Here is a 21,680-nt window from a genome sequence, read left to right as displayed (position 1 = left end):
GCCATAAAGACAGATTTCTTTAAAATATAATTAGAGATTTGCGACGTTATGATAAACTTTTTGAACATCGTCGTCATCTTCAAGGGCATCAACAAGCCCTTCAAAGATTTCTAAATCTTCTGGGGAAAGCTCAACTTCAGATTGAGCAATCATTTCTAATTCTGTTGTTGAGAACTCAGTGATTCCAGCTGCTTTTAGAGCCGCGATTCCTTTATGAAGGTCAGTAGGTTCAGTATAAATAACAATATTACCTTCTTCTTCAGTTACATCACGAACATCAACTTCAGCTTCAAGTAAAATTTCAAAAATATGGTCCGGGTCTGTACCTTTAAATACAATCACACCCGTATTGTCAAACATATAGCTGACAGAACCTGCCGCTCCGATATTGCCGCCTTTTTTATTGAAAATTGTGCGAACGTTAGCAATCGTACGGTTAACATTTGAAGTCAAGGTTTCAGCGATAATCATTGAGCCATTAGGACCAAAGCCTTCATAACGGCCCTGCACGAACGTTTCATCTCCGCCGCCTTTGGCTTTATCAATTGCTTTATCAATAACGTGCTTTGGAACTTGTGCCTGCTTCGCACGTTCAATAACGAATTTTAAAGATGTGTTTAATTCTGGATCGGGTTCACCTTGTTTGGCAGCAGCATAGATTTCTACACCGAATTTTGCATAAATTTTAGACGTTGCACCGTCTTTAGCCGTTTTTTTAGCAACAATATTGGCCCATTTACGTCCCACTGGAATGATCTCCTCGAAAATTTATTTACATTACTGGTAAATCGTTAACATGCGTTAATTCGGCATATTATATCATAACAGGAAAAATCTCGTCTATTAGAAATAAAAATATTCTAAATCCATAATCTTATATTTAATCTCATAAAAACTAATGTTGTTGGCGGATTTTTTTATAATTGTGTTTTGAAAGCATACTTGCTTTTAATATATGGAAATCATTAAGGCTATAATAAATCTCGTATCCGCCCCAGGAAGCAAACAGCCTGCTTTATTGCAGGCTATTTGCTGGATGACTTACTAAATCCTTCACATCTATTCCTGATAAAAAGGAACAGAACTTATTACCGGAACGGCGGTTCATTAAAGGTTCGTAATTTACGTGAATGCAGTCGGTCGCCTTCTGCGCGCAGCAAATCGATCGCACGAATGCCAATTTGCAGGTGTTCGGAAATAGCGCCTTCATAAAAACGGTTAGCCTGACCGGGAAGTTTAATCTCACCATGCAACGGTTTATCTGAAACACACAGTAGTGTCCCGTATGGCACGCGGAAACGATATCCTTGCGCGGCAATGGTTGCACTTTCCATATCAATTGCCACGGCACGGCTTAAGTTAAAACGAAGTGCAGAAGCTGAGTAACGTAATTCCCAGTTCCTGTCATCTGTGGTTACCACAGTGCCAGTACGTAGCCGCTGTTTAACTTCCTCTCCGGGCCTGCCGCTGACTAACTTGGTAGCGTCATAAAGCGCACGTTGCACTTCAGCAATGCTCGGAATAGGAATATCGGGCGGCAGTACCGCATCAAGAACGTGGTCATCGCGTAAATAAGCGTGTGCAAGTACATAATCTCCAATGGCCTGGCTTTCACGTAAGCCACCACAGTGACCAATCATCAACCAGACATCCGGGCGCAGCACCGCCAGATGATCGCAGATGGTTTTAGCATTTGACGGTCCCACGCCAATATTCACCAGAGTAATACCCTGACCATCGGCGGTAATTAAATGCCATGCAGGCATCTGATGTTTTTTCCATGCAAGGTCGGAAATGGCTTCTTCTGGCGCTTCGGTTTCGGCGGTGATCCAGTTCCCGCCAGCACAAGAAAGGGCAATGTAGGGACTATCAGGGTCGAGGATCTGGCTGCATCCCCAACGAACGAATTCATCCACATAACGTGTGTAGTTGGTAAACAAGACGAACGGCTGAAAATGTTCAACTGGCGTACCGGTATAATGGCGCAACCGTGCGAGGGAAAAATCAACCCGGCGCGCATCAAAATGAGATAGCGGGGAGAATTCCGTTGGATGATAAATGCCGTCTGCAGTTTCATCGCCAATTTGCGCCAGTTCTGTTGTCGGGAAGTAGCGAGTTAATCCAGCGCTCATTGAGCGATCAAGTGTCAATTCAGAGCCATCGATGACATAAGGATAAGGGATTTCATGTTGCGAGGGTTGCACAGAAATATGCGCACCATAATCCTGATAAAGCAACGTTAGTTGCTCATTCAGGTACGAACGAAAGAGAGTAGGGCGAGTAATCGTGGTGGTGTAGCTGCCTGCGTGAGTAAAACGACCAAATGCGCGCGTTTTGGGGGGATTTGTTGTGCTACCGTCCCAGGTTACGGTCAGTGATGGATAGACAAAAAGACCTTCTTTACGGGCATTTTCATCAGGTAATTCGCCACTTTTAATATAGTTGCCAATGGCATTGCGTAAAGCGACTACAGATTGCTCATACAGCGCGTCGAGTTTTTCCAGTGCCTGAGCTGGGGTCAGACCGGAGCCCTTATTATTCATGTGTGTCTCCTGTTCCATACAATTACCGCACTTCCGATAGTATGTCACAGGAATGTGAAACAAAAGTGTAAGGCGAAGATCGGATGATCTTCGCCTGACTATCAAGCGTGTTGATTGTCTTTCATCAACAAAGCGGTTATTGCAGAAATGAGGCATCCAGCCAGCAAATAAATGGCGACGCTATGCCAGTTTCCAGCAAAATAAGTGATGAGTGCAGCAGCAATAAAAGGTGTAAATCCACCGCCGACCACACTGGCAACCTGATATCCGACTCCAGCTCCACTATAGCGATAACTGGCACCAAACATTTCGGTAAACATCGGTTGTTGCACGCACACCACCATGTCATGCGCAATGTTTGCCAGCATTATGGAGAAGAAAACTATCCAGAAAATAGATTGTGCTTCAAGCGCTATAAAGAAAGGAAATGCGCTCAACGTTCCGATTAACGCACCTGTGATATAAACTCTGCGGCGACCAAAACGATCGGCAAGCCAGGCAAAACAGGGAATTGTCAGGCAGCTTAATCCACCTACCAGCAAACCAATATTGAGGAAAAGTTCGCGCGGTAACCCCATATTCTGGGTTGAATAATTAAGTGCGAAGGCGGTAACGATGTACATCGTCAGCAACTCGCACAGTCGTAGCGCAATAATCTTCAGAAAAGCACCGGGATGTCGTAACAGTGCTTCGATAACCGGGATGCGTTTTTGCGCTGCCGCTTGATTATGTTGCTGTTGTTCAAATTCCGCGGACTCCTCCATGCCATTACGCACCCACAATGCCCCCAGTACCAGTACGATGCTAAACAGGAAAGGAATGCGCCAGCCCCAGCTTAAAAACTGTTCGTCAGTCGTCATCATACTGATCAATGAAACCAGTCCGGTTGAAAGCAGTAAACCTACACCGTAACCAACTTGTACACCGCTACTGTAAAAGGCTTTTTTATTCTTAGGTGCGCTTTCAACGGAAAGCAACGCTGCGCCTCCCCATTCGCCGCCGACGGCAAATCCCTGAATGGCACGCAGTGTCACCAGTAAAATGGGGGCCCACCAACCTATGGTCGAGAAGGAAGGAAGAATGCCAATCAAGGCTGTCGCGATGCCCATCATCCAGACGGTCAGCATTAACATGCGCTTACGTCCCAGTCGGTCGCCAAAGTGACCGAAAATGACACCGCCAAGTGGACGGAAAAGGAAGCCGACACCAAAGGTGGCAAATGCGGCGAGCGTTCCCATTGCCGGGCTGACTTGCGGGAAAAACTCGCGATTAAACACCAGTGCGGCGGTAATGCCATAGAGTAAAAAGTCATACCAGTCGACGACAGCTCCGGCGAAACTGCCAAACGCAGCTCGTCGGGCGCGACTTAACGAAAGCGTCCCATCATCGGGACGAGTGGAGATGAGCGTGGTGTCCATAATGATCCTGTTTGTACTGTCTTTTTATAATTAGTATGGAAAAGGTAACTCACATTGCCGTCGATCTATAAACGAACCTTATGAGACTACCGCGCCAGAGCGCTTCTGCAAATGATTTTATGGCTGATTAACGGCAACATGAAAAATTCGATGGAAGATGAAATCGCAGGAGTTGCATAAGGATTGAGCAGAGCACCTACAGTTTTGAGATATGAAACATAAAAGTCCGCATATGCACAAAATTGCACCCTGATGATTCTGATAGACTGCATTGCATTTTAACCAGTAGGGAGGCGAGGTTAGGTATGTTTTTAGCATCATTGTTGAGACGTATTGCATTTAGTTACTACGATTATAAAGCTAATAATTTCAATATTGGAAAAACAGACTTTGTTGTTATCCACATTCCCGATCAAATTGGCGATGCTATGGCCATCTTTCCAGTTATTCGGGCGCTTGAATTGCATAAAATTAAGCATCTTTTAATTGTTACTTCGACTATTAATTTAGAAGTCTTTAATGCGCTCAAACTTGAACAGACTAAATTAACATTAGTCACAATGACTATGCAGGATCACGCAACATTAAAAGAAATAAAAGATTTAGCGAAGAACATAACACAGCGATACGGTACGCCGGATCTTTGTATAGAGGCGATGCGTAAAAAGAACCTGAAAACGATGTTATTTATCAGTCAGTTGAAAGCAAAAACGAATTTTCAGGTTGTCGGTTTAACCATGAAGTGCTATTCCCCTTTGTGTAAGAACGCGTCCCGGATGGATCAGAATCTCAGGGCTCCCGTACCCATGACATGGGCGTTTATGATGCGTGAAGCGGGTTTTCCTGCAGTCAGGCCAATATATGAATTACCATTAAGCGAGCAGGTAATAAATGAAGTACGTGAGGAATTGTGCACTTTAGGATCTTACATTGCGCTTAATTTAGATGGCAGCGTGCAGGAACGCACATTTTCGTTATCAGTAGCTGAGAAACTCATCGCCAAAATTCAAAGTGATAATGATATGCCAATAGTCATTGTTCATGGACCAAAAGGGGAAGATAAAGCCCGGAAATTAGCGGGTTGTTATAATAATGTCTACCGGCTATCCTTATCACCCTCGATTAAACGTTCAGCAGCAATCATAAAAGATGCTTATATCGCAATAACCCCTGATACCTCAATATTACATATGGCAAGTGCCTATAATACCCCCGTCGTTGCAATTTATGCTGATTACAAAACGCGGTGGCCTGCGATGGCAGATATCTCGGAGTCAGTGGTCGTTGGGCAAAAAATTGATCATATAAGTTTGGATGAATTCGGAAAGGCGCTAAAAAGTGCTTTGGAGAGAGTATGTGCCAGTACTTACGTATAGAAGGTAATGCCGATCTATGCTGAACAGGGGACATTAATACCCTGAGGTTGGTCAATCACCACAAAAAAAACCTTTGAATCAAAGCAATACTCACCGAATAATAAGGCAACCTGAACTTAAATCCCCGTTAACTGGCATACATTATTATGACTTGCACTGATGTAATTAGCTAAATATTATCGTGATTTGACTAAATAGCAAAAATGATAGCTATCAAAAATAGCTCATATACTTTGTTTCCCGCTGCCGTAGAATAGATGGTCCTTCCATGTTTCAAGCATTTATTCAAAAAAAAGGGGGCTCGACTGTCTTACGATAAACAGAGAGGGATTGTAAAGTCGAGTGCCCCTAATGGAGCACTCTATAAAAAAATCAACAATCAAATGTTTTTATAACATGTCACATGAGAAAATCCAAGTTTTGCCATTACGCTTTGCTCACCTGTTGCCAGGGAAATTTCGTATTGTTCATTGGAGTTTGCGGGACTAGATGACCAATACATATCTGAATAAAAATCGGCTTCATTCATGTAATGCCCCATATCTCCCCATTCACTGTACAATGTCCCTATACCTCGGGAACGACCCTGGCTTAAAAGGCTTGCGCGGGGAAGCATGTAGCCATTGCTACTGCAAAAATTTTCAGCAAGGCTGTATATCATGAAAGAATCGCCGGAGTTTACCCACCAACTCTTCACCCGGATTTCGTATATATAGCCAGGGCCTCCTGATTTTGGCGTCGCTGTAATCGTTACCCAACTGCTTCCGACATTTTTAAATGTCACTTTACCGGTAGCGTCAACATCGACCCAGGAGGCAGAGCTTGAAAACTCATAATCAGCCGCCGTTTTGCCCGGGGAAAAGTTGTCATTATTCAACTGATAATAAGCCCCAGTGAACCCCTGCGAAGGGAATGTAGTTGTCGGTAGGTTAGCACCATTGACTAACACGGTACCGCTCATTATTTTGTCTTCTGCGCGAGTGAATTGTATTGTGGTACTCAGACCCGCTTGATGAACACCATTCAATACAGGGATCAGCGTTGCGATACCCTCTCCGCCTCCTATAACAGTGGCTTTGTAATCACCGTTGATATTTTGACTGTAATCAATTGCGCTAATTTTCACATAGGGCACGTTAGTACCTGATTGCACAAATTCCATCCCTTCAGAAACTTTGATCGGATTGCCTGATATATCGTGCAAAACAAGATGTAGCTCAGCACTATCGGTATAGTCCCCTTTTAGTGATGACCGATTGTTCTTAAGGACGGACTGCGAGGCGTCTGCCGGGCCTGCCACCAGCGTTATATTAGCTGTTTGCGTTGCACCTGTGCTCGTTCCTGCACTAACAGTTACGCTCCCAGTTCGCGCACTTTTCAAGGTGGTTGTCGCAAATCCGTGTTGATCGGTCACCGCTGTTAATGACCCTAATGTGGCAGAGCCACTTTTTAATGCGAAGTTCACATTGACGCCTTCGACTTGGTTACCACTGCCGTCCTCAACAGTAGCCTTCAGCGTGCTGATATCGCTGTCGTTGGCAGTGATAGTTGACGGATCAGCGCTCAGGCTGACCACATGGGCTGTGCTTTGGTTGCCAGTAACTTTCACGATTGTCTGCGCCTGAATAATTACGCCACTAGTGATAGATGCTGTAACCGTATACGTACCGACTTTATTGCTGGTCAGAACGACTTGTGCCTCCCCGGAAGGATTGGTTTTCATTGTTTCGCTACTTAACGTTGCATCTTCTGGCGTTACGCTAAAGGTAACGAGTTCATTGTTCACTGGGGCCCCATTTGGATTGGTTAGCCTTACTGTCAGAGTTGAACCTAATGGGTCATTGATGCCGATAAGTGGACTTGATGCTGTGAGTGTCAGTTTTAAATCGATTACCACCAGGTCCTTCTCATAAGAGGAGCCATTCGCCAGGGATGCTTGCACAGTATACGAACCGTATCTATTGGGCGTCATGGTGACCTCGGCTATACCCTGTGTATTCGTAGAGACCGTATCCTGACTAATGACCATGTTAAAAAATGACGGCTCTGCACTGAATGTCACAAGCTGTTCAGAAACTGGATTGCCAAACTGGTCGTCGACGTGCGCTTTAACCGCCAGGGGGGTTGCGACCATAACCTGACCTTCAGGCATTTCCAGACTGGTGATCGTCGCAGAATCAGCATCTGCTTTGACAGTCAACGTTTGCATGATGGTATCTGTAGGTGCATTTGCCAGATTAGCCACAACAATTTTCGTCCCTGCAATGGTGCTTGTTACAAGAATTTCTGCCTTACCCTGAGCATCTGTTTCAGCGGTGGTGTTACTCAGCGTGGCGGATAAGCCGCGGAAATTGACCTTGATGCCTTCTAATGGATTGTCATAAGCGTCAGTGACACTTGCCGTCAGGGTCGCACCCTCGGTTGTGCTGGCGATTAATGAGCTTGATGATGCGGTAAAATCAGCCAGTTTAGCGGTACTCGCATCGGCAAGCAAAGTCACCGGCCTCGTATCACTGACACCATAACTGTCCACGCTGACCGTCACGGGATAGGTGCCGGACTTCGTACCGCTTAGTGTAACTTCCGCCTTGCCGTTGATGTCAGTAATGGCGGAACCGCCTTCTCCAAGAGTGAAGCTTGCACTCACATCTGCCGGTAGTGTGAATGTCACCGGCTCATTGGCTAACGGGTTGCCGTGTCCATCAGTCACCGTTGCCTGAAGTTGGGTCATCCCAACGTTATTGGCGATAAAGTTGTTCTCGGTAACGTTCAGATTAACCTGCGCTGTGAGCGTATCCGCAATAAAGTTCACCACCAACTGCTCACTCTTACCGCCAGCCATCGCTGCTGTCACGGTATGTGCTCCTGCTTTTGTACCTTTCAGTGTGACTTTCGCTTTGCCTTCAGCATCAGTAACCGCTTTACCGCCATCGCTCAGCGTGAAGTTTGCCCTCACATCTTCCGGGAGAGTAAATGTTACTTCAGTGTTGGCTATCGCATTGCCCTCTGTATCTGCGACTGTTGCTGTTAATGTCGTGAGATCGTTATTGTCGGCAATCACCGGATCTTTTGAGGCTCCCAGCGTGATTTCAGCATTCGCCACGTTCGGCACATAGGTCACTGTTTGTTGTATCGAATCGCCATTGTCGAGCGTTGCCGTCACTTGATAAACCCCGGCTTTTGTAGCGGTAAAGCTTGCGTAAAAATGGCCGTAGGAGTTGGTAGTATATATAGCGTTATTACTGGGGGTCACACCTTCACTTGGCGAAACGCTGATGGTCACCTTATGTTGGGGTACACCGTTTCCGTAATTATCGTTTACCACAACATACAGATCGGTCGTGTTGCCTGCGGAGACTGTATCAGTAAGTGCTTGTAACAAGGTGATATGTGCCGTAGACGCATCAGCGTTGACATTAATTGATGTGCTAAGCGTGGAGCTACCATTTTCCAGACTGGCCTCAACGGTATCCGGCCTCCCTCCTGATTCTGCCGAGGAACGGGTATTGGTATAAGTGACGGTTGCCTTACCCTGTTCGTTCGTTACGGCTTGGCCGCCATTCGTCATTTCAGCAGAGTTTGTACTGCTGGTGAAACTCACAGTTACACCTTTCACCGGAAAGCTATTATTATCAACGACTGTCGCGGTGATGACGCTGCCGGTGCTATTCTGCGGGGTACCAGCGATTATGCTGTTTGGGACAGACGTCAACCCAATAATTTTTGCCGCAGCTGTGTCGCCAATAAAGTGCACAGTTTTGTGGTCGCTGGCACCATTATTAGCAAGTGATACAGTGACCGTCTGCTCACCAAAGGCAACGCCTACGAGAGTGGCCTGCGCGATGCCAGACTCATTGGTATTACTCTCCCCTGGGGTGAGGGTGAGGCCTGAAGAGGCTGAGCTGAATGTTACCGGAAGATTGTTCACCTCATTGTCGAACTGGTCTTTAACCGTTGCAGTTAACGTTGCACTATCGACGCCATTACCCGTGATCTCATCTTTTGACATCTGCAGGGCAACCTGAGCCGAGGTTTTGTCTGCCACAAATGTTACCGGCTGCGATTCACTGGCATTGTTATTAATCAGCGTCGCGGTAACTGTATGCGTGCCCGCTTTTTTACCTTTGAGGGTGACATGCGCTTCCCCATTGGCTTGGGTGACGGTAATACCGTTATTTTCAAGGGTAAAGTTTGCCGCGACGTCTTGTGGCATGGTGAAATTCACCGCTATCCCCGCCACCGGATGATTCGACGGATCTTTCACTGTAGCTGTCAGCTGCACACTGTCGCTGTTATTCGTCACCACCTGGTGAGCAGGAATGTTCAGCGTGAGCCGCGCGTTGCTGGCATCGGGAGCAATATTGACTGTCTTCGAATCGCTATTGCCGTTAGGCAGAGTGGCTTCGGCTGTATGAACACCCAATACCGCGCCTTTTAGGGTAACTTCAGCAACACCACTGTCGTTAGTATTGGTCGTGCTCTGACTAAGTTGAGTATCTGCCGGGTAGGTACTGAAGGTGACCGGTAGATCTTTTACAACGTTATCGAAAGGATCTTTCACTGTTGCCGTGAGTAACGTCTCGTCCACTCCATTACCCGTGATTTCCACTTTCGAGGTTTGCAAGGCGACAATCGCGCTGTCCTTATCCGCCACGAATGTGACTGGTTGCGCATCGCTGGCATTATTGTTACCCAGCGTTGCGGTAACCGTATGCGTACCCGCTTTTTTGCCTTTAAGGGTGACATGTGCTTCCCCATTGGCCTGGGTAATGGCAATACCATTATTTTCAAGGGTAAAGTTTGCCGCAATGTCCTGTGGCATGGTGAAGCTCACCGTTGTTCCCGCCACGGGATGATTCAACGGATCTTTCACGATTGCCGTCAGCTGCACACTGTCGTTGTTATTCGTCACCACCTGTTGAGCAGGGATATTCAGCGTGACTAGCGCGTTGCTGGCATCGGGCGCAATATTGACTGTCTTCGTATCTCTGTTGCCGTTAAGCAGTATGGCTTCGGCTGTATGAATACCCAAAACCGTGCCCTTAAGGGTAACTTCAGCAATACCGTTCTCATTAGTATTACGCGCGTTCAGACTCAGTTGCGTGTCTGCGGGAGAGGTGCGGAAGACTACTGACAGATTTTTAACCACGTTATCAAAAGGATCTTTCACTGTTGCTGTCAGCGTCGTCTCATCCACGCCATTCCCAATGATTTCCGCTTTCGATGTTTGTAGAACGACAACCGCTCTGTCTTTATCCGCCACAAACGTCATTGGCTGTGCATCGCTGACATTGCTGTTAGCCACACGAGCCGTGATCATATGCGTGCCCGCTAACGTGCCGGTCAGGGAGGCGATTGCAACCCCGTTACTATCCGTCATGCCTTTTCCGCCGTTGCTAATCGAGAACCGACTTGCGACGTCGTTTGGCACAGTGAAGGTGATTTCTTTATCTTTTAGTGGGTTGCCATTTTTATCCTGCAAGGTTGCAGTCATATGTTGCGGAGCTGTGTTGGTGACGGTGATATCACCTGAAGGCACACTGAGGGTCAGGGCAGCAGTACTTTGATCACCGATAAAATTCACCTGTTGACTAGCCTGGGAACCAGAGCTGACAGAGGCCGTAACCGTGTAATCACCATTTTTCAAACTGGTCAGCGTGGCTGTGGCGATCCCGTCGTGGCTATTCACTTCGGTTTGGCTCAGTTTCGCCTCTGCTGAATTAACATTGAAGGTGACCTTGACGTCATTGAGCAGGTTGCCTTTTGCATCCCGGACTGTCGCGGTCATGGTGGCGCTGTCATTGCCGTCAGCGACCACTTCATTTTTCGACTTCTGTAGATCAACCTGCGCGGTACTCGAGTCACCGACAAAACTGACGATTAACGTTTGTTTCACGCCATTTTCAAGGGTGACTTCAACCGTGTTGTCTTCCTGCTTGCTGCTTTTCAGATCAAAAGTCGCCAGGCCATTAGCGTCTGTTTTTGCGGTGTTTTGATTGTTGAAGGAAGTTGCCGATCCGTTTAATACCGCAAACGTGACGGTATGATCATTGATTGGGTTGCTTCCTTCATCAGCGACATTGACCGAGACGGTGTTTGCTGCATTCTCATTGGCGAGCACACCATTATTGCTGGCAGATAATGTCGCAATTTTCGCTGACTGCGGGTTGGCGTCGATGATAAATCCAGCGGTATGCAAATCTTCATTCCAGTTTTGCATTAACAGCTTCGCAGTAAGTCCACTGCCTTTGGTATAGGCGGTATAGGTTGCCTTATAGACGCCATCTGCGGTTTCTTTCCAGTCTGTAGTGACTCCTGGTTTCACGTTGTCGATGCTGACTGCAGTATTCAGTTGCTGTTTTTGCTCCTTAACAGGTTTGTCATTTTCATCTCTCAGTTCTACCGTCACTTCGATAGGATTGCCGGACAGATAATGGTTTTTATCAATCGTAATTGACGAGTGAGTTCGGGATGACGAAACAGAAATGATATTCACCACGGCGGGGGCTTTGGCCGCATCCGCACCGTTCAGCTGTGGCATCAGCGTCAGCGTGCCAGACATCGCTCCTGTGGTCAGGACTTGGGTATAGCTTCCGTCACCATTATCTTTCCAGTCAGAAAGGGTAATGTCCTGAACACCTTCATGACGCGTCGAGAGCACCAGCCCGATAACAGGATTACCAGCTGCATCATGAGCAATAAAAGTCAGTGTGGCGGTTGAATGGGAATCCGCACTCAATGTTTGGGTACTTAACGATACCGAGGAATCTTTCTGGCTTAGCGCAGGTGCCTGAACGACCACCATGCTTTGTTCACGATTCGACAAATTGCCTTTGACGTCTTCAGCGGTAACTTCAATCGGCCAGGTGTTATCGGTTTCTGGCGTACTGGTGAACCGGTAACCAGGCAGGGTAACCAGAATATCTTTACCCGTTGTGACCACTTTACCACCGGCAGCTTCCAGAGCGGTGGCTTCGACGTTATAGCCTTTCAGGGCATATTTGGTTTGTAGCGACGAAACCAGTGATTTCACTTCTCCTGACTTCCCTGTCACGGGGTCTGTCAGGGTCAGGCGAACCAGTTCTTTTTTGCGATATTCCAGAACGATGTTGTTGTTGCGATCCACCAGATCATAACGGCTGCCTGCAAGGCTACGCCGTGCAGCGACTTCGTTCGGGTCAAGCTGTTTCTGCATTGCGCTGCCAGGTTGCCAGGTAAAATCGACGGCAAAACGGGTGTCATTTTCGCCCTGTTTACCCTGGCGTTGCTCCGCGCTGAAGGTCATCAGCGGGAAGGGGGTATAGTTAAGTCCAGCGGTTATGGCATGAGGATTACTTTGCCGATCGTCTTTATCGAACAGGGCCACTTCATCGCCATAATACTGTTCATAGACCAGTTTACCGCCAAGGTGCGGCCAGGCGGGTAACCAGCCTTCTGCGCGTACATCCCAGCCATTGGCCGGGCGTGCTTCATAATCGTTGTCCAGTTCAGGTGCGCTGCGCCAGTTGGTCAGTCGCAAATAGCCGTTACTGCTTAATTTAAGATAGTCGCGCCAGTACTCCGCGCCAATGCCGGCGCGGGAGTGGTAACGGCTAAGATCGTGGTCGAAAAAGAAGTTGATGCCCGACATCCATGTGGGAGTGAAATGACGCCAACCCAAGCCGTTGTTAATCTGCGTACGCTCGTCAGTACGGTGGAGAGTATGCTGGCTGAAAAAGAGATTATCAGGCGTTTCATACCATGGATGGAGAAAATCGAACTGGGAATTCTTCAGGCTAAAATCTTCATCCACGCCCAGCGTGATTCTTGCGGTGCCGAAGCGGCTTAACCAGTCTGTCATTGCGCCAGATGCCTGAGAAGAGGCCCATCCACGCGCCATATTGGCCGCTTGCTCGCTGTTCATATCTTCGGCGAGCAGAGACCCGATTTGCTGTGAAGTACTGGCTATCTGTTGCTCAAGGTTGTCACTGCTATTACGCGGCGACGGGGTTAAATTTTTTTCACTAACTTGTGCCGGGACATCCAGTTCATCACCCTGGCGGACATTATCAAAACCTCGAGCAAACGTACGAAACTGGTTGAGTTTGCGTAACTCAGCCAACGAAATACTGAAACGTTCGGCAACGCTTTGGGCCGATTCGAGCGCTCCAAGGGTGTAGGGCACCGTATTGGTATTTGCAATGGCGATTTGTGCAGGAACTGGTTGTTGGGTTGCGGCGTTTACCACACCTTGTGCTGCCGCAGCCATAGGGAACACAAGTTGAGTTACCAGGCAGATACCCGCAGTTAAGCGGCGTAGTTTAATACCCATCCCGCATAAGATTTGTCGGTCATTTATTTCTTCTCCACTTCTCTTCTTCGTAGCCATGCTTACCTTCCCTGAACGAGCTAACATAAATGCGCCCTTTCTAGCACAGCGAAAAAATATAAATCCTGATAGCAATATGATTGAAAATTAATAACTTTTCGTTAAGCAGTTTTGGGTGTGAGTTGCAAGAGGGGAGACTACTGAATAACTCAGTTTAATAATTGAGGGGGCAATGGTGACGAATATAGGGACGGAGTAGAGAAGATAGTGCTGAACTCTTTGCCAGCAGAAGGTTATGTGGCACAAAAATAACCGTAACTTCTCACTCTCGACAGGAAAGCTGTAGACGGCGTCCATAACAAAACGCCCCCAACCATAAGGTCGAGGGCGCTTAAGATGACAAACCCGCTCTTCGTTAAAGAATCAATGCTTAATGTAGATGAGTTGCATTGCACGATAAAAGCGAATTTTTAGAATTTGGCTCCTCTGACTGGGATCGCCGTAGCCATTAACAGGCTGATTGGTAAAGCTAAAAAAATTTGAGTTTGTCAAGACCACCAGAATGACCACCATTTTAAAGTAACATTTGAAGTTTACTCAGTAGCACCTTTAGCTTCACTTACAATCAATTAACCTGTGAAGATAGCTGTACCTACAATCGCAATAACTTATTACAGATCCGACGACAAACATCACCTGTTATCCACTCTGGCACTACCGTGCATGATAATCAATAAGTCGGGTGCTGGCTTGCAAGGCAATTGCGTTGTAATGTACCAAATCCCAGTTCGCCTTCACTCTAAAATGCCCCGACGTTTCGAACGCGTTTACGGTAAATAATGCGTGACAATCTGCAGGAACTCATCCCGCATCTGGTTGTCGATTTTCGGATTCCATGCCACACCAATGTTCCATATGATCTGCTTTCCCCACAGAGTAATCAGCTTGACTCCTACAGGTAAAAAATTCTCGACGCTGGCGGGTAGCAGCGCGAGACCATTCCCTCCGGCTATCAATGCTAGCAGGGAATGAATATCATTCGTCGCAGAGATTGGCTCAATGATGAGTTCATTATCCCGCAGGAACGCAGTCGTTTGCTCCGCCAGACAAGGGCTGACCGCTGGATCCATGCATAAAATCGGATAGATTGCCAGCGTACGCTGGAGATCGGTGGGATCAATATCGACGGCTACCGGGACAGCCAACACCAGATTTTCTTTATTTATTAAGCGAGAGGCCAATAATTCTGTTACCGGCATACGAACAAAACCAGCATGCAGTTCACCTTCCATCAACATCCTAGCTTGTACGCTGGAGGCAATTTGGCTGATAACAACGTCGCAGTCGGGAAATTTCTGGCGAAAAGTGTTAATCCAAACTGGTGTGCTTTTAAACGAAGATATACCAAATCCGAGCACCAGTTTACCCGTACTCCCCTTTTGGATTTCTCTGGCGTAGGTTAAAAAATCGTGGTGGGATTTCAGCAACTCATAAGCTTTAGCAAACAACTGCCTGCCAACCATCGTCAACACTGCCCCGTGGCGACCACGCAGGAAAAGCTGCCCTCCGGTCTTCTGTTCGAGCATCTTGATCTGCTTTGAAAGCGCAGGTTGTGTCAGAAATAAAGCTTCTGCAGCTTTATTGTAGTTTCCCTTTTCCGCCAGTGTCACAAATGCACGCAGCAGCCTTATATCTATTCCTGACATTTATTGAATCCTGAAAAATTGGAATTATACAAATACTCGCAACAGATGACATGATGCGTAAAATGATTTACGCCGAGATCCCCTTGGTTTGTCAAACTCAGAAACGCCATACCTGCTGCTCTTGGTTCTATTTAACACTCACTAATGCGCAGGTTATTTATAAAAATTGACCTCATAAATCATTCAAAAACATTAATTATATAAATACAATAAGGATTAAATATTTATGCCAAATATTGCCGTTCTCACTAATGACCTGCAGTATGAGTTTACCTACAAAATAACACGCTCTCCAGAAATTCTGGCGCAAAAACTCGTCCAGTTTAATCAGTTTCTCGATGGCATTCGCGCTCTGGATCAATCCATTATCCACCTGCAACTTATCAACGATCCTAATGACCCGGCGGTACAAAAGCGCTATCGCAACCGCGAAGCGGGCATTCCTGCACTAGCTGGTCGCCCGGAAAACCAGATTATCGATAAAGTATACCGCCCCACAGATCTGGTTGTAGTCAAGGGCAGAGACAGCGGTTTTTTTAATAACGATCTCGACGAAATCCTCCAGCAACTCGGGGTAAAAACCGTAATCGTTACCGGGTTGCAAACTCATGTTTGCGTGCAGACCACTGCAGCGGATGCCTTCTTTCGCGGCTATAACGTCTGGGTACCGGGCGACTGCGTGTTCGCTCCTTCGTCCGAAGATACAGAGCGTGCACTCGAGTGGCTTGCCAGCTATTGCGCAACTGTAGCACCTTCTGCGGAAATTTTATCAATATTGCAAAAACAGAACGATCTGCCTGAGCGCGGCGAAAGGGAAGCATCATGAGCTTAACCCAGACGCTAAATCATGAAGAGGTCGTTGTACTGGATCATGGCACCGGGGCGAAATTAAGCCGCGAGTTGGTTGAAAAAATTGCTAGCATTCTCGGTGACACCTATCTGGGCGTGATGGAAGATAGCGCGGTGCTGGGGTTATCCACCAGGCGAATTGCCTTCACCACCGACTCCTTTGTTGCCACGCCGCTGATTTTCGGCAACGGTGATATTGGCAAATTCGCCGTCTGCGGCACCGTTAACGATCTCGCTGTCAGTGGGGCTCGTCCCCTTTACATCACACTCAGTCTTATTATTGAGGAAGGTATGCCGATGGCTGATCTGGTCAGAATCATCGAGTCCGTACGTGAAACGGCTCGTGAGGCAGAGGTCAAGATTGTCGCTGGTGATACCAAGGTCGTAGGCAAAGGTGAAGCAGATCGGCTGTTTATCAATACTGCTGGCATCGGCGTGTTTGAACATCCGCCAGTCTCAGTTAAGAACGTGCGTCCGGGGCAGAAAATAATTCTGAGCGGATATATCGGCAATCACTCGATTCACCTGCTGTCGATGCGGGAAGGACTGGGGTTCGAGCGAAATATTCTTAGTGATTGCGCACCGCTGAACCACATTATTGACAAACTCATCAGCAACATCCCTGAAGGCAAAATAGCGTCAATGCGAGACGTTACGCGCGGTGGGCTGTCCGCTGTTTTACACGAACATGCGCGCGCAACAAATTATCAGATTCATTTCGACCAGCCATCTTTGCCCATACAGCCGGAAACCGCCATGGCAGCTAATATGCTGGGTGTTGACGTCATTAATCTCGCTAATGAAGGTTGTTTGTGCCTGTTTGTTGAACCTGAGTATGCTCAGAAGGTACTACATTTGCTGCAGGAGCATCCTGTCGGCAAGCACGCGACAATTATCGGCGAGATCACCGCTGTCTCGGGTACTGAAGTCTATATGATTGAAGCTGATGGAACACACACAGAAGTCGAGGAATTATATGGCGCAGAATTACCCAGACTCTGTTGAGCTTCACGAGACGCCGGAAACCCGGCGTTACCGCATCTGTGGGGTCGTTCAGGGCGTTGGATTTCGTCCCTTTGTTCACCGACTGGCCCGCACCTATGGTGCCACCGGCTGGGTGTTAAACGATTCAGAAGGCGTGTTGCTTGAGCTGCAGGCATCCGGCACGGTTATTGCCAGAATCATGGACAAACTGGTGACCGAGGCACCACCACTGGCAAAAATCATCAGTACGCAGGAAGTTAGCCCAACGGATACCAGAGCGCACTATGAAACGTTCAGCATCCGTAAAAGCCGCGATCATACCAGCATGGACACGATTATCCCGCCAGATACCAACGTCTGCAGCGATTGCCTGCGCGAGATAAGCGATCCTGATAATCATCGTTATCGTTACGCTTTCACCAATTGCACCAATTGTGGGCCGCGCTATTCCATTATTCTTGGTATGCCTTACGATCGTGCCCAGAGCACTATGCGTAAATTCCCTTTATGTCCAACCTGTGAGCGTGAATACAACGATATTGAGGATCGACGCTATCATGCCCAGCCCAATGCCTGCCCAGTTTGCGGCCCACAGTTGCAACTTACCGATCGACAGGGCACATCCGTTCACACAGATGATATTGTCAAATTTGCCATTACGAAACTAAAAGAAGGCGGAATTCTTGCAATAAAGAGCCTTGGTGGCTTTCATCTCGTGGCCGATGCTTGCAATGAGAATGCTGTCAATGAACTTCGGCAACGCAAGCGAAGAGACGCCAAACCTTTTGCAGTGATGGTCGCGGATGTGGAAAGCGCGTCGCGTATTGCTTTCATCCCCCCCTGTAATCACAAATTGCTGGAAAGCCCGCAGCGTCCCATTGTCTTGTTGTATAAGCGCAACGTCCTGCTGGCGAGTACCGTTGCGCCACATAATCCGAACATCGGTGTAATGCTGCCTTCAACGCCGCTTCAGCATTTATTGCTGGAAGACCCGTCTCTGCCGATCCTGATTATGACCAGCGGTAATATTTCCGGTCATCCGATCGTCTTTGACAACGACATGGCAATTAAGCAACTCGGGAAAATCGCGGATTACTTCATTCTGAATAATCGCGATATTCATACGCGTGTTGACGATTCGGTGGTCCGCACGGTGTTTCGCAACGACGCCATTACCTCGCAGCTATCGTTTTTGCGCCGCTCCCGCGGTTACGCGCCATACCCTATTCATCTACCTTACGCAGTGGATTCCGTTATCGCGCTCGGGGCGGAGCTAAAAAACACGATCAGCATCGGCAAAGGAAAACAGGTTTTTCTGAGCCAGCATATTGGCGATCTTAAGAATAACGTGACTTTTAAATCACATATCGAATGTATTGATCATCTTCAAAACCTGCTGAACGTGAAGGCAAATGTCGTGGCCTGCGATTTGCATCCCTCTTTCCGCTCTACCCGGCATGCGCTGGAGAATTTAGAGCATCAGGTTGTTCAGGTTCAACACCATCACGCGCATATGGCATCCTGCATGGCGGAAAATGGCCTGTCAGGTACTACTCTAGGCGTAATTTTTGACGGTACAGGATATGGCACCGACGGCACCATTTGGGGCGGTGAGTTTCTCGTTGGTGATTTCGAAAAATTCGAGCGTGCAGGATGCTTGCGTTCAATGACCCTGCCCGGAGGCGATCGGGCAGTTAAAGAGCCGCTGCGCGTCGGCATCTCCTTACTGGTGGAAACCTTCGGCGAAGATATCAGTACGCTCGCAGTACCAGGCTTGCAGGCGCTCCAGCCTCAGCAGCGCGATATATTCAGTAAAATGGCGACCAGAAAAATCAACACCACCACGACCAGCAGCATGGGCAGACTATTTGACGGCATCGCCGCGCTGATGGGCGTTTGCACTCAGGTGGAGTACGAAGCCCAGGCGGCCATTGAACTGGAAGCGCTGCTGCAGTGTAAACTTCATATGACGGCTCCGTTCAGCTACATCATTGCCGATGTCGAGAATAAGCTCGAGGTGGATTATCGCCCGATGATAAGGGAACTGGTGCAATGCTTCAGCCAGCCCGGTTTTGATATGGCCGAACTAAGTCGGCGCTTTCACTCTACCATCGTCGACATGATTTGCGAGGTCTGTAAACGTCTGGTGGCACGCTCAGGCACGCAACAAATTGTCCTGAGCGGCGGCGTGTTCTGCAATGAATTCATCCTCGTTAATTCTCTTAACAGTCTGGAGTCTTGTGGATTCCGGCCTTACAGCCATCAGTTAGTTCCGACTAACGATGGTGGTATTTCATTGGGGCAAGTGGTTATTGCTACCGCATACACTCGCGCAACGCGCAATAAAAATCTGGAGAGAGAAAATGCATAGTTCTGCGAACCGTATTGCCGCTGTTTTATTCGATATGGATGGTGTCCTTATTGATTCCAATGCGGTGATTGAGCGCGGCTGGGCTGAAGGCGCACAGATGTTTGGCAAGACGCTAACGGAAGAGGATATCGTCAGGCATATTCACGGACAGCCCGGCCCGCATACCATTCGCGCCCTGTTCAGCGACCTTTCCCTGGAAGATCAAAAGAAGGTCCAGTCACATATCATCCACGTTGAAAATACCGCTGATTACGACCCGATCCCTGGAGTTAGCGAACTTATCCAGGCGTTGCATAAGGCTGGCATCAGTGTGGGGATTGTCACTAGCGGCTGGCGGTCGAAAATCGATCGTATTATGGAGATGCTGCAAATCACGCCCTGTATTTCAGTGATTGTCGAACGTGATGATGTCGTGCGCGGCAAGCCTTATCCCGATCCTTATCTGCTTGCCGCAGAGCGGTTTCATCTTGCACCGTCCAGAACACTGGTCTTTGAGGATTCAAGAAGCGGCGTAACATCTGCTGTTACAGCAGGCGCAATTTGTGTTGGCATCGGTACAGACAGTCTGAAAGAGTGCGGTGCCGTGCTTGCAATTACAGATTTTCGTAATGTGAAAATCACCTCACAGACAGGCGAAAAAGTAGTGATTGCCTTTACTCCAGAGCACCAGATGGAGATGGAAACTCAGAGCTCTCGTAAGAAAACATCCTGTACCACAAGAGAAGAGTGCTAATGAATATCACACAGAAGGGACGCTGGGCTGTCACTATGCTATTTTTTATCAATGGCTTCGTCACCGGAGGTTGGGCTGTGCAAATTGCACAGCTTGTACCACGCTTTGGCGTGACCGACAAAGTGATCGGCCATTTAATTCTGATCTTCGGATTCGGTGCACTAACCATGATGCCCATATCAGGCATTCTGATGGAAAAGATGGGGACACAAATCGTAACGCGTATTTTTGCCCTTGCAGCCTCCCTGGCATTAATTCCGGTTGGTTTAGCCACCACCCCATTAGTGTTGATGCCAGCGTTATTTGTTCTTGGTGCGATGATTGGTGCCATGAATGTAGCGATGAACTCGAATGCCGTGGCGGTGGAGAGATCACTCTCACAAGCGATTTTATCCTCCTGCCATTGCTTCTGGAGTATCGGCCTATTTGCGGCGGGCTCGATAGGCGGCCATCTTGTTGAACAATTTGGCTTTTTGACGCATATCTTTTTGATTAGTGCCGTGGCCTTAATACTGACGCTGATTATCGCTCCGGCCATTTTTAAAGACATACAGACGGTTAAATCCACCAGCAGACAGACCACCCGGTTGCCTCGTTCTCCGGCGATTTATCTGATTGGATTGATGGCTTTTCTGGCCATGATCCCTGAATGCGCTGTTGTTGACTGGTCGTCACGCTATTTGATTAAAAATCTCAATGCAAAAACAGAAATCGCCAGCCTTGCCTTCGCCTGCTTTGCTGTAGCAATGGCCTTGTTTCGCTTTATGGGTGACGTGATCCGCAACCGCTTCGGCGCAATATTAATTATACGAGTCTCCAGCTTACTGGCAGGCGCTAGCCTATTGTTGAGCGCACTGGCACACAATCCCTGGCAGGCGATCTGCGCATTTACCTTAGCGGGAATCGGCATCGCCAACCTTGTGCCCATTGTCTTTTCCGCAGCGGGAAATCAGCCCAATATTTCCACCAACACAGGAATGAGCATTGCCACAACCATTGGGTATTTAGGCACGCTAATGGCCCCTGCGCCTATTGGCTATATTGCGGAAATAACCGGTTTTCCAGTGGTTTATTGCGGACTAGCTTTCATGTCGGGAATTATCTTTTTGCTGGCACCACTGGTTCGGGGGGCAGAAATCTCTGTACAGCGGCAGCGAGCCTCAAACAAACACCAGAATACCGGAGCGTTGTAATTTCTGCCTGGCAAATACTGTGAAACGCTGACGCAAATTTTACTTTCCTGCGTATTGTCATCACAGGCCGTACAGACAGTGCGCGGTCTGTTGGCGGATCTGCCTGGTATTTTGCCGATGAACTGAGGGCGTCCTGCGGGATACGTATCGCCAGGGGCGTGAAACTAATTGATGAGGTGGCGGCATGATGCCGGCGGAC

The 21,680-nt window shown here is 47.9% G+C and carries 11 protein-coding genes; 6 read left to right on the top strand and 5 right to left on the bottom strand.

Features of this window, described 5'->3' with window-relative positions:
- Positions 1 to 30: 30 nt before the first annotated feature.
- The 3 genes from BEB42_RS22280 to shiA all read right to left on the bottom strand — a co-directional run bounded on the left by BEB42_RS22280 (position 31) and on the right by shiA (position 3,961).
- A complete protein-coding gene (locus tag BEB42_RS22280) occupies positions 31 to 747 on the bottom strand; it encodes a YebC/PmpR family DNA-binding transcriptional regulator (RefSeq protein ID WP_000532923.1) in 717 nt (238 codons plus the stop codon).
- A gap of 341 nt (positions 748 to 1,088) precedes the next feature.
- Positions 1,089 to 2,543 carry an AMP nucleosidase gene (gene amn, locus BEB42_RS22275; protein WP_001060255.1) on the bottom strand — a complete coding sequence of 485 codons (1,455 nt, stop codon included), beginning with the start codon at positions 2,541 to 2,543 and terminating at the stop codon, positions 1,089 to 1,091.
- Between the two features lie 101 nt (positions 2,544 to 2,644).
- Positions 2,645 to 3,961: a shikimate transporter gene (gene shiA, locus BEB42_RS22270; RefSeq protein ID WP_000381745.1), complete on the bottom strand. Its 1,317-nt coding sequence runs from the start codon at positions 3,959 to 3,961 to the stop codon at positions 2,645 to 2,647.
- A gap of 305 nt (positions 3,962 to 4,266) precedes the next feature.
- Here shiA and BEB42_RS22265 point away from each other — a divergent pair, with 305 nt between their 5' ends.
- Positions 4,267 to 5,337 carry a glycosyltransferase family 9 protein gene (locus BEB42_RS22265; RefSeq protein WP_000477870.1) on the top strand — a complete coding sequence of 357 codons (1,071 nt, stop codon included), beginning with the start codon at positions 4,267 to 4,269 and terminating at the stop codon, positions 5,335 to 5,337.
- A gap of 379 nt (positions 5,338 to 5,716) precedes the next feature.
- Here BEB42_RS22265 and BEB42_RS22260 read toward each other — a convergent pair whose 3' ends face one another.
- Together BEB42_RS22260 and BEB42_RS22255 are read right to left on the bottom strand one after the other, a co-directional pair.
- Complete coding sequence (locus BEB42_RS22260) at positions 5,717 to 13,705, bottom strand: Ig-like domain-containing protein (protein WP_157942752.1); 7,989 nt, start codon at positions 13,703 to 13,705, stop codon at positions 5,717 to 5,719.
- Between the two features lie 767 nt (positions 13,706 to 14,472).
- Positions 14,473 to 15,351 carry a LysR family transcriptional regulator gene (locus BEB42_RS22255; protein ID WP_000014150.1) on the bottom strand — a complete coding sequence of 293 codons (879 nt, stop codon included), beginning with the start codon at positions 15,349 to 15,351 and terminating at the stop codon, positions 14,473 to 14,475.
- Between the two features lie 226 nt (positions 15,352 to 15,577).
- Between BEB42_RS22255 and BEB42_RS22250 the strand changes: the two genes are divergently transcribed.
- Genes BEB42_RS22250 through BEB42_RS22230 form a run of 5 tightly spaced genes read left to right on the top strand, consistent with a single transcriptional unit; the run spans position 15,578 to position 21,481 of the window.
- Complete coding sequence (locus BEB42_RS22250) at positions 15,578 to 16,177, top strand: cysteine hydrolase (protein WP_001132834.1); 600 nt, start codon at positions 15,578 to 15,580, stop codon at positions 16,175 to 16,177.
- Complete coding sequence (gene hypE / locus BEB42_RS22245; protein WP_105267563.1) at positions 16,174 to 17,205, top strand: hydrogenase expression/formation protein HypE; 1,032 nt, start codon at positions 16,174 to 16,176, stop codon at positions 17,203 to 17,205. Before BEB42_RS22250 ends, hypE begins: the two co-directional genes overlap by 4 nt.
- A complete protein-coding gene (gene hypF, locus BEB42_RS22240; protein WP_000068451.1) occupies positions 17,177 to 19,555 on the top strand; it encodes a carbamoyltransferase HypF in 2,379 nt (792 codons plus the stop codon). Before hypE ends, hypF begins: the two co-directional genes overlap by 29 nt.
- Positions 19,548 to 20,288, top strand: coding sequence for an HAD family hydrolase (locus BEB42_RS22235; RefSeq protein ID WP_000556237.1), 741 nt, complete (start codon positions 19,548 to 19,550; stop codon positions 20,286 to 20,288). Before hypF ends, BEB42_RS22235 begins: the two co-directional genes overlap by 8 nt.
- Entirely contained in the window at positions 20,288 to 21,481 is a 1,194-nt protein-coding gene (locus BEB42_RS22230; RefSeq protein ID WP_001027994.1) for an MFS transporter, read from the top strand. The genes BEB42_RS22235 and BEB42_RS22230 overlap by 1 nt, the downstream gene beginning before the upstream one ends.
- Positions 21,482 to 21,680 lie beyond the last annotated feature (199 nt).

Source organism: Escherichia sp. MOD1-EC5990 (assembly GCF_002965285.1).
Classification (GTDB): Bacteria; Pseudomonadota; Gammaproteobacteria; order Enterobacterales; family Enterobacteriaceae; genus Escherichia; species Escherichia coli_F.
This window is presented reverse-complemented; position numbering and strand designations above follow the sequence as displayed.

What these genes read in the sequence shown, in the direction of transcription:
- amn (WP_001060255.1), bottom strand. Translation starts at nt 2,543, where the DNA reads ATGAATAATAAGGGCTCCGGTCTGACCCCAGCTCAGGCACTGGAAAAA.
- shiA (WP_000381745.1), bottom strand. Translation starts at nt 3,961, where the DNA reads ATGGACACCACGCTCATCTCCACTCGTCCCGATGATGGGACGCTTTCG.
- BEB42_RS22265 (WP_000477870.1), top strand. Translation starts at nt 4,267, where the DNA reads ATGTTTTTAGCATCATTGTTGAGACGTATTGCATTTAGTTACTACGAT.
- BEB42_RS22260 (WP_157942752.1), bottom strand. Translation starts at nt 13,705, where the DNA reads ATGGCTACGAAGAAGAGAAGTGGAGAAGAAATAAATGACCGACAAATC.
- BEB42_RS22255 (WP_000014150.1), bottom strand. Translation starts at nt 15,351, where the DNA reads ATGTCAGGAATAGATATAAGGCTGCTGCGTGCATTTGTGACACTGGCG.
- BEB42_RS22250 (WP_001132834.1), top strand. Translation starts at nt 15,578, where the DNA reads ATGCCAAATATTGCCGTTCTCACTAATGACCTGCAGTATGAGTTTACC.
- hypE (WP_105267563.1), top strand. Translation starts at nt 16,174, where the DNA reads ATGAGCTTAACCCAGACGCTAAATCATGAAGAGGTCGTTGTACTGGAT.
- hypF (WP_000068451.1), top strand. Translation starts at nt 17,177, where the DNA reads ATGGCGCAGAATTACCCAGACTCTGTTGAGCTTCACGAGACGCCGGAA.
- BEB42_RS22235 (WP_000556237.1), top strand. Translation starts at nt 19,548, where the DNA reads ATGCATAGTTCTGCGAACCGTATTGCCGCTGTTTTATTCGATATGGAT.
- BEB42_RS22230 (WP_001027994.1), top strand. Translation starts at nt 20,288, where the DNA reads ATGAATATCACACAGAAGGGACGCTGGGCTGTCACTATGCTATTTTTT.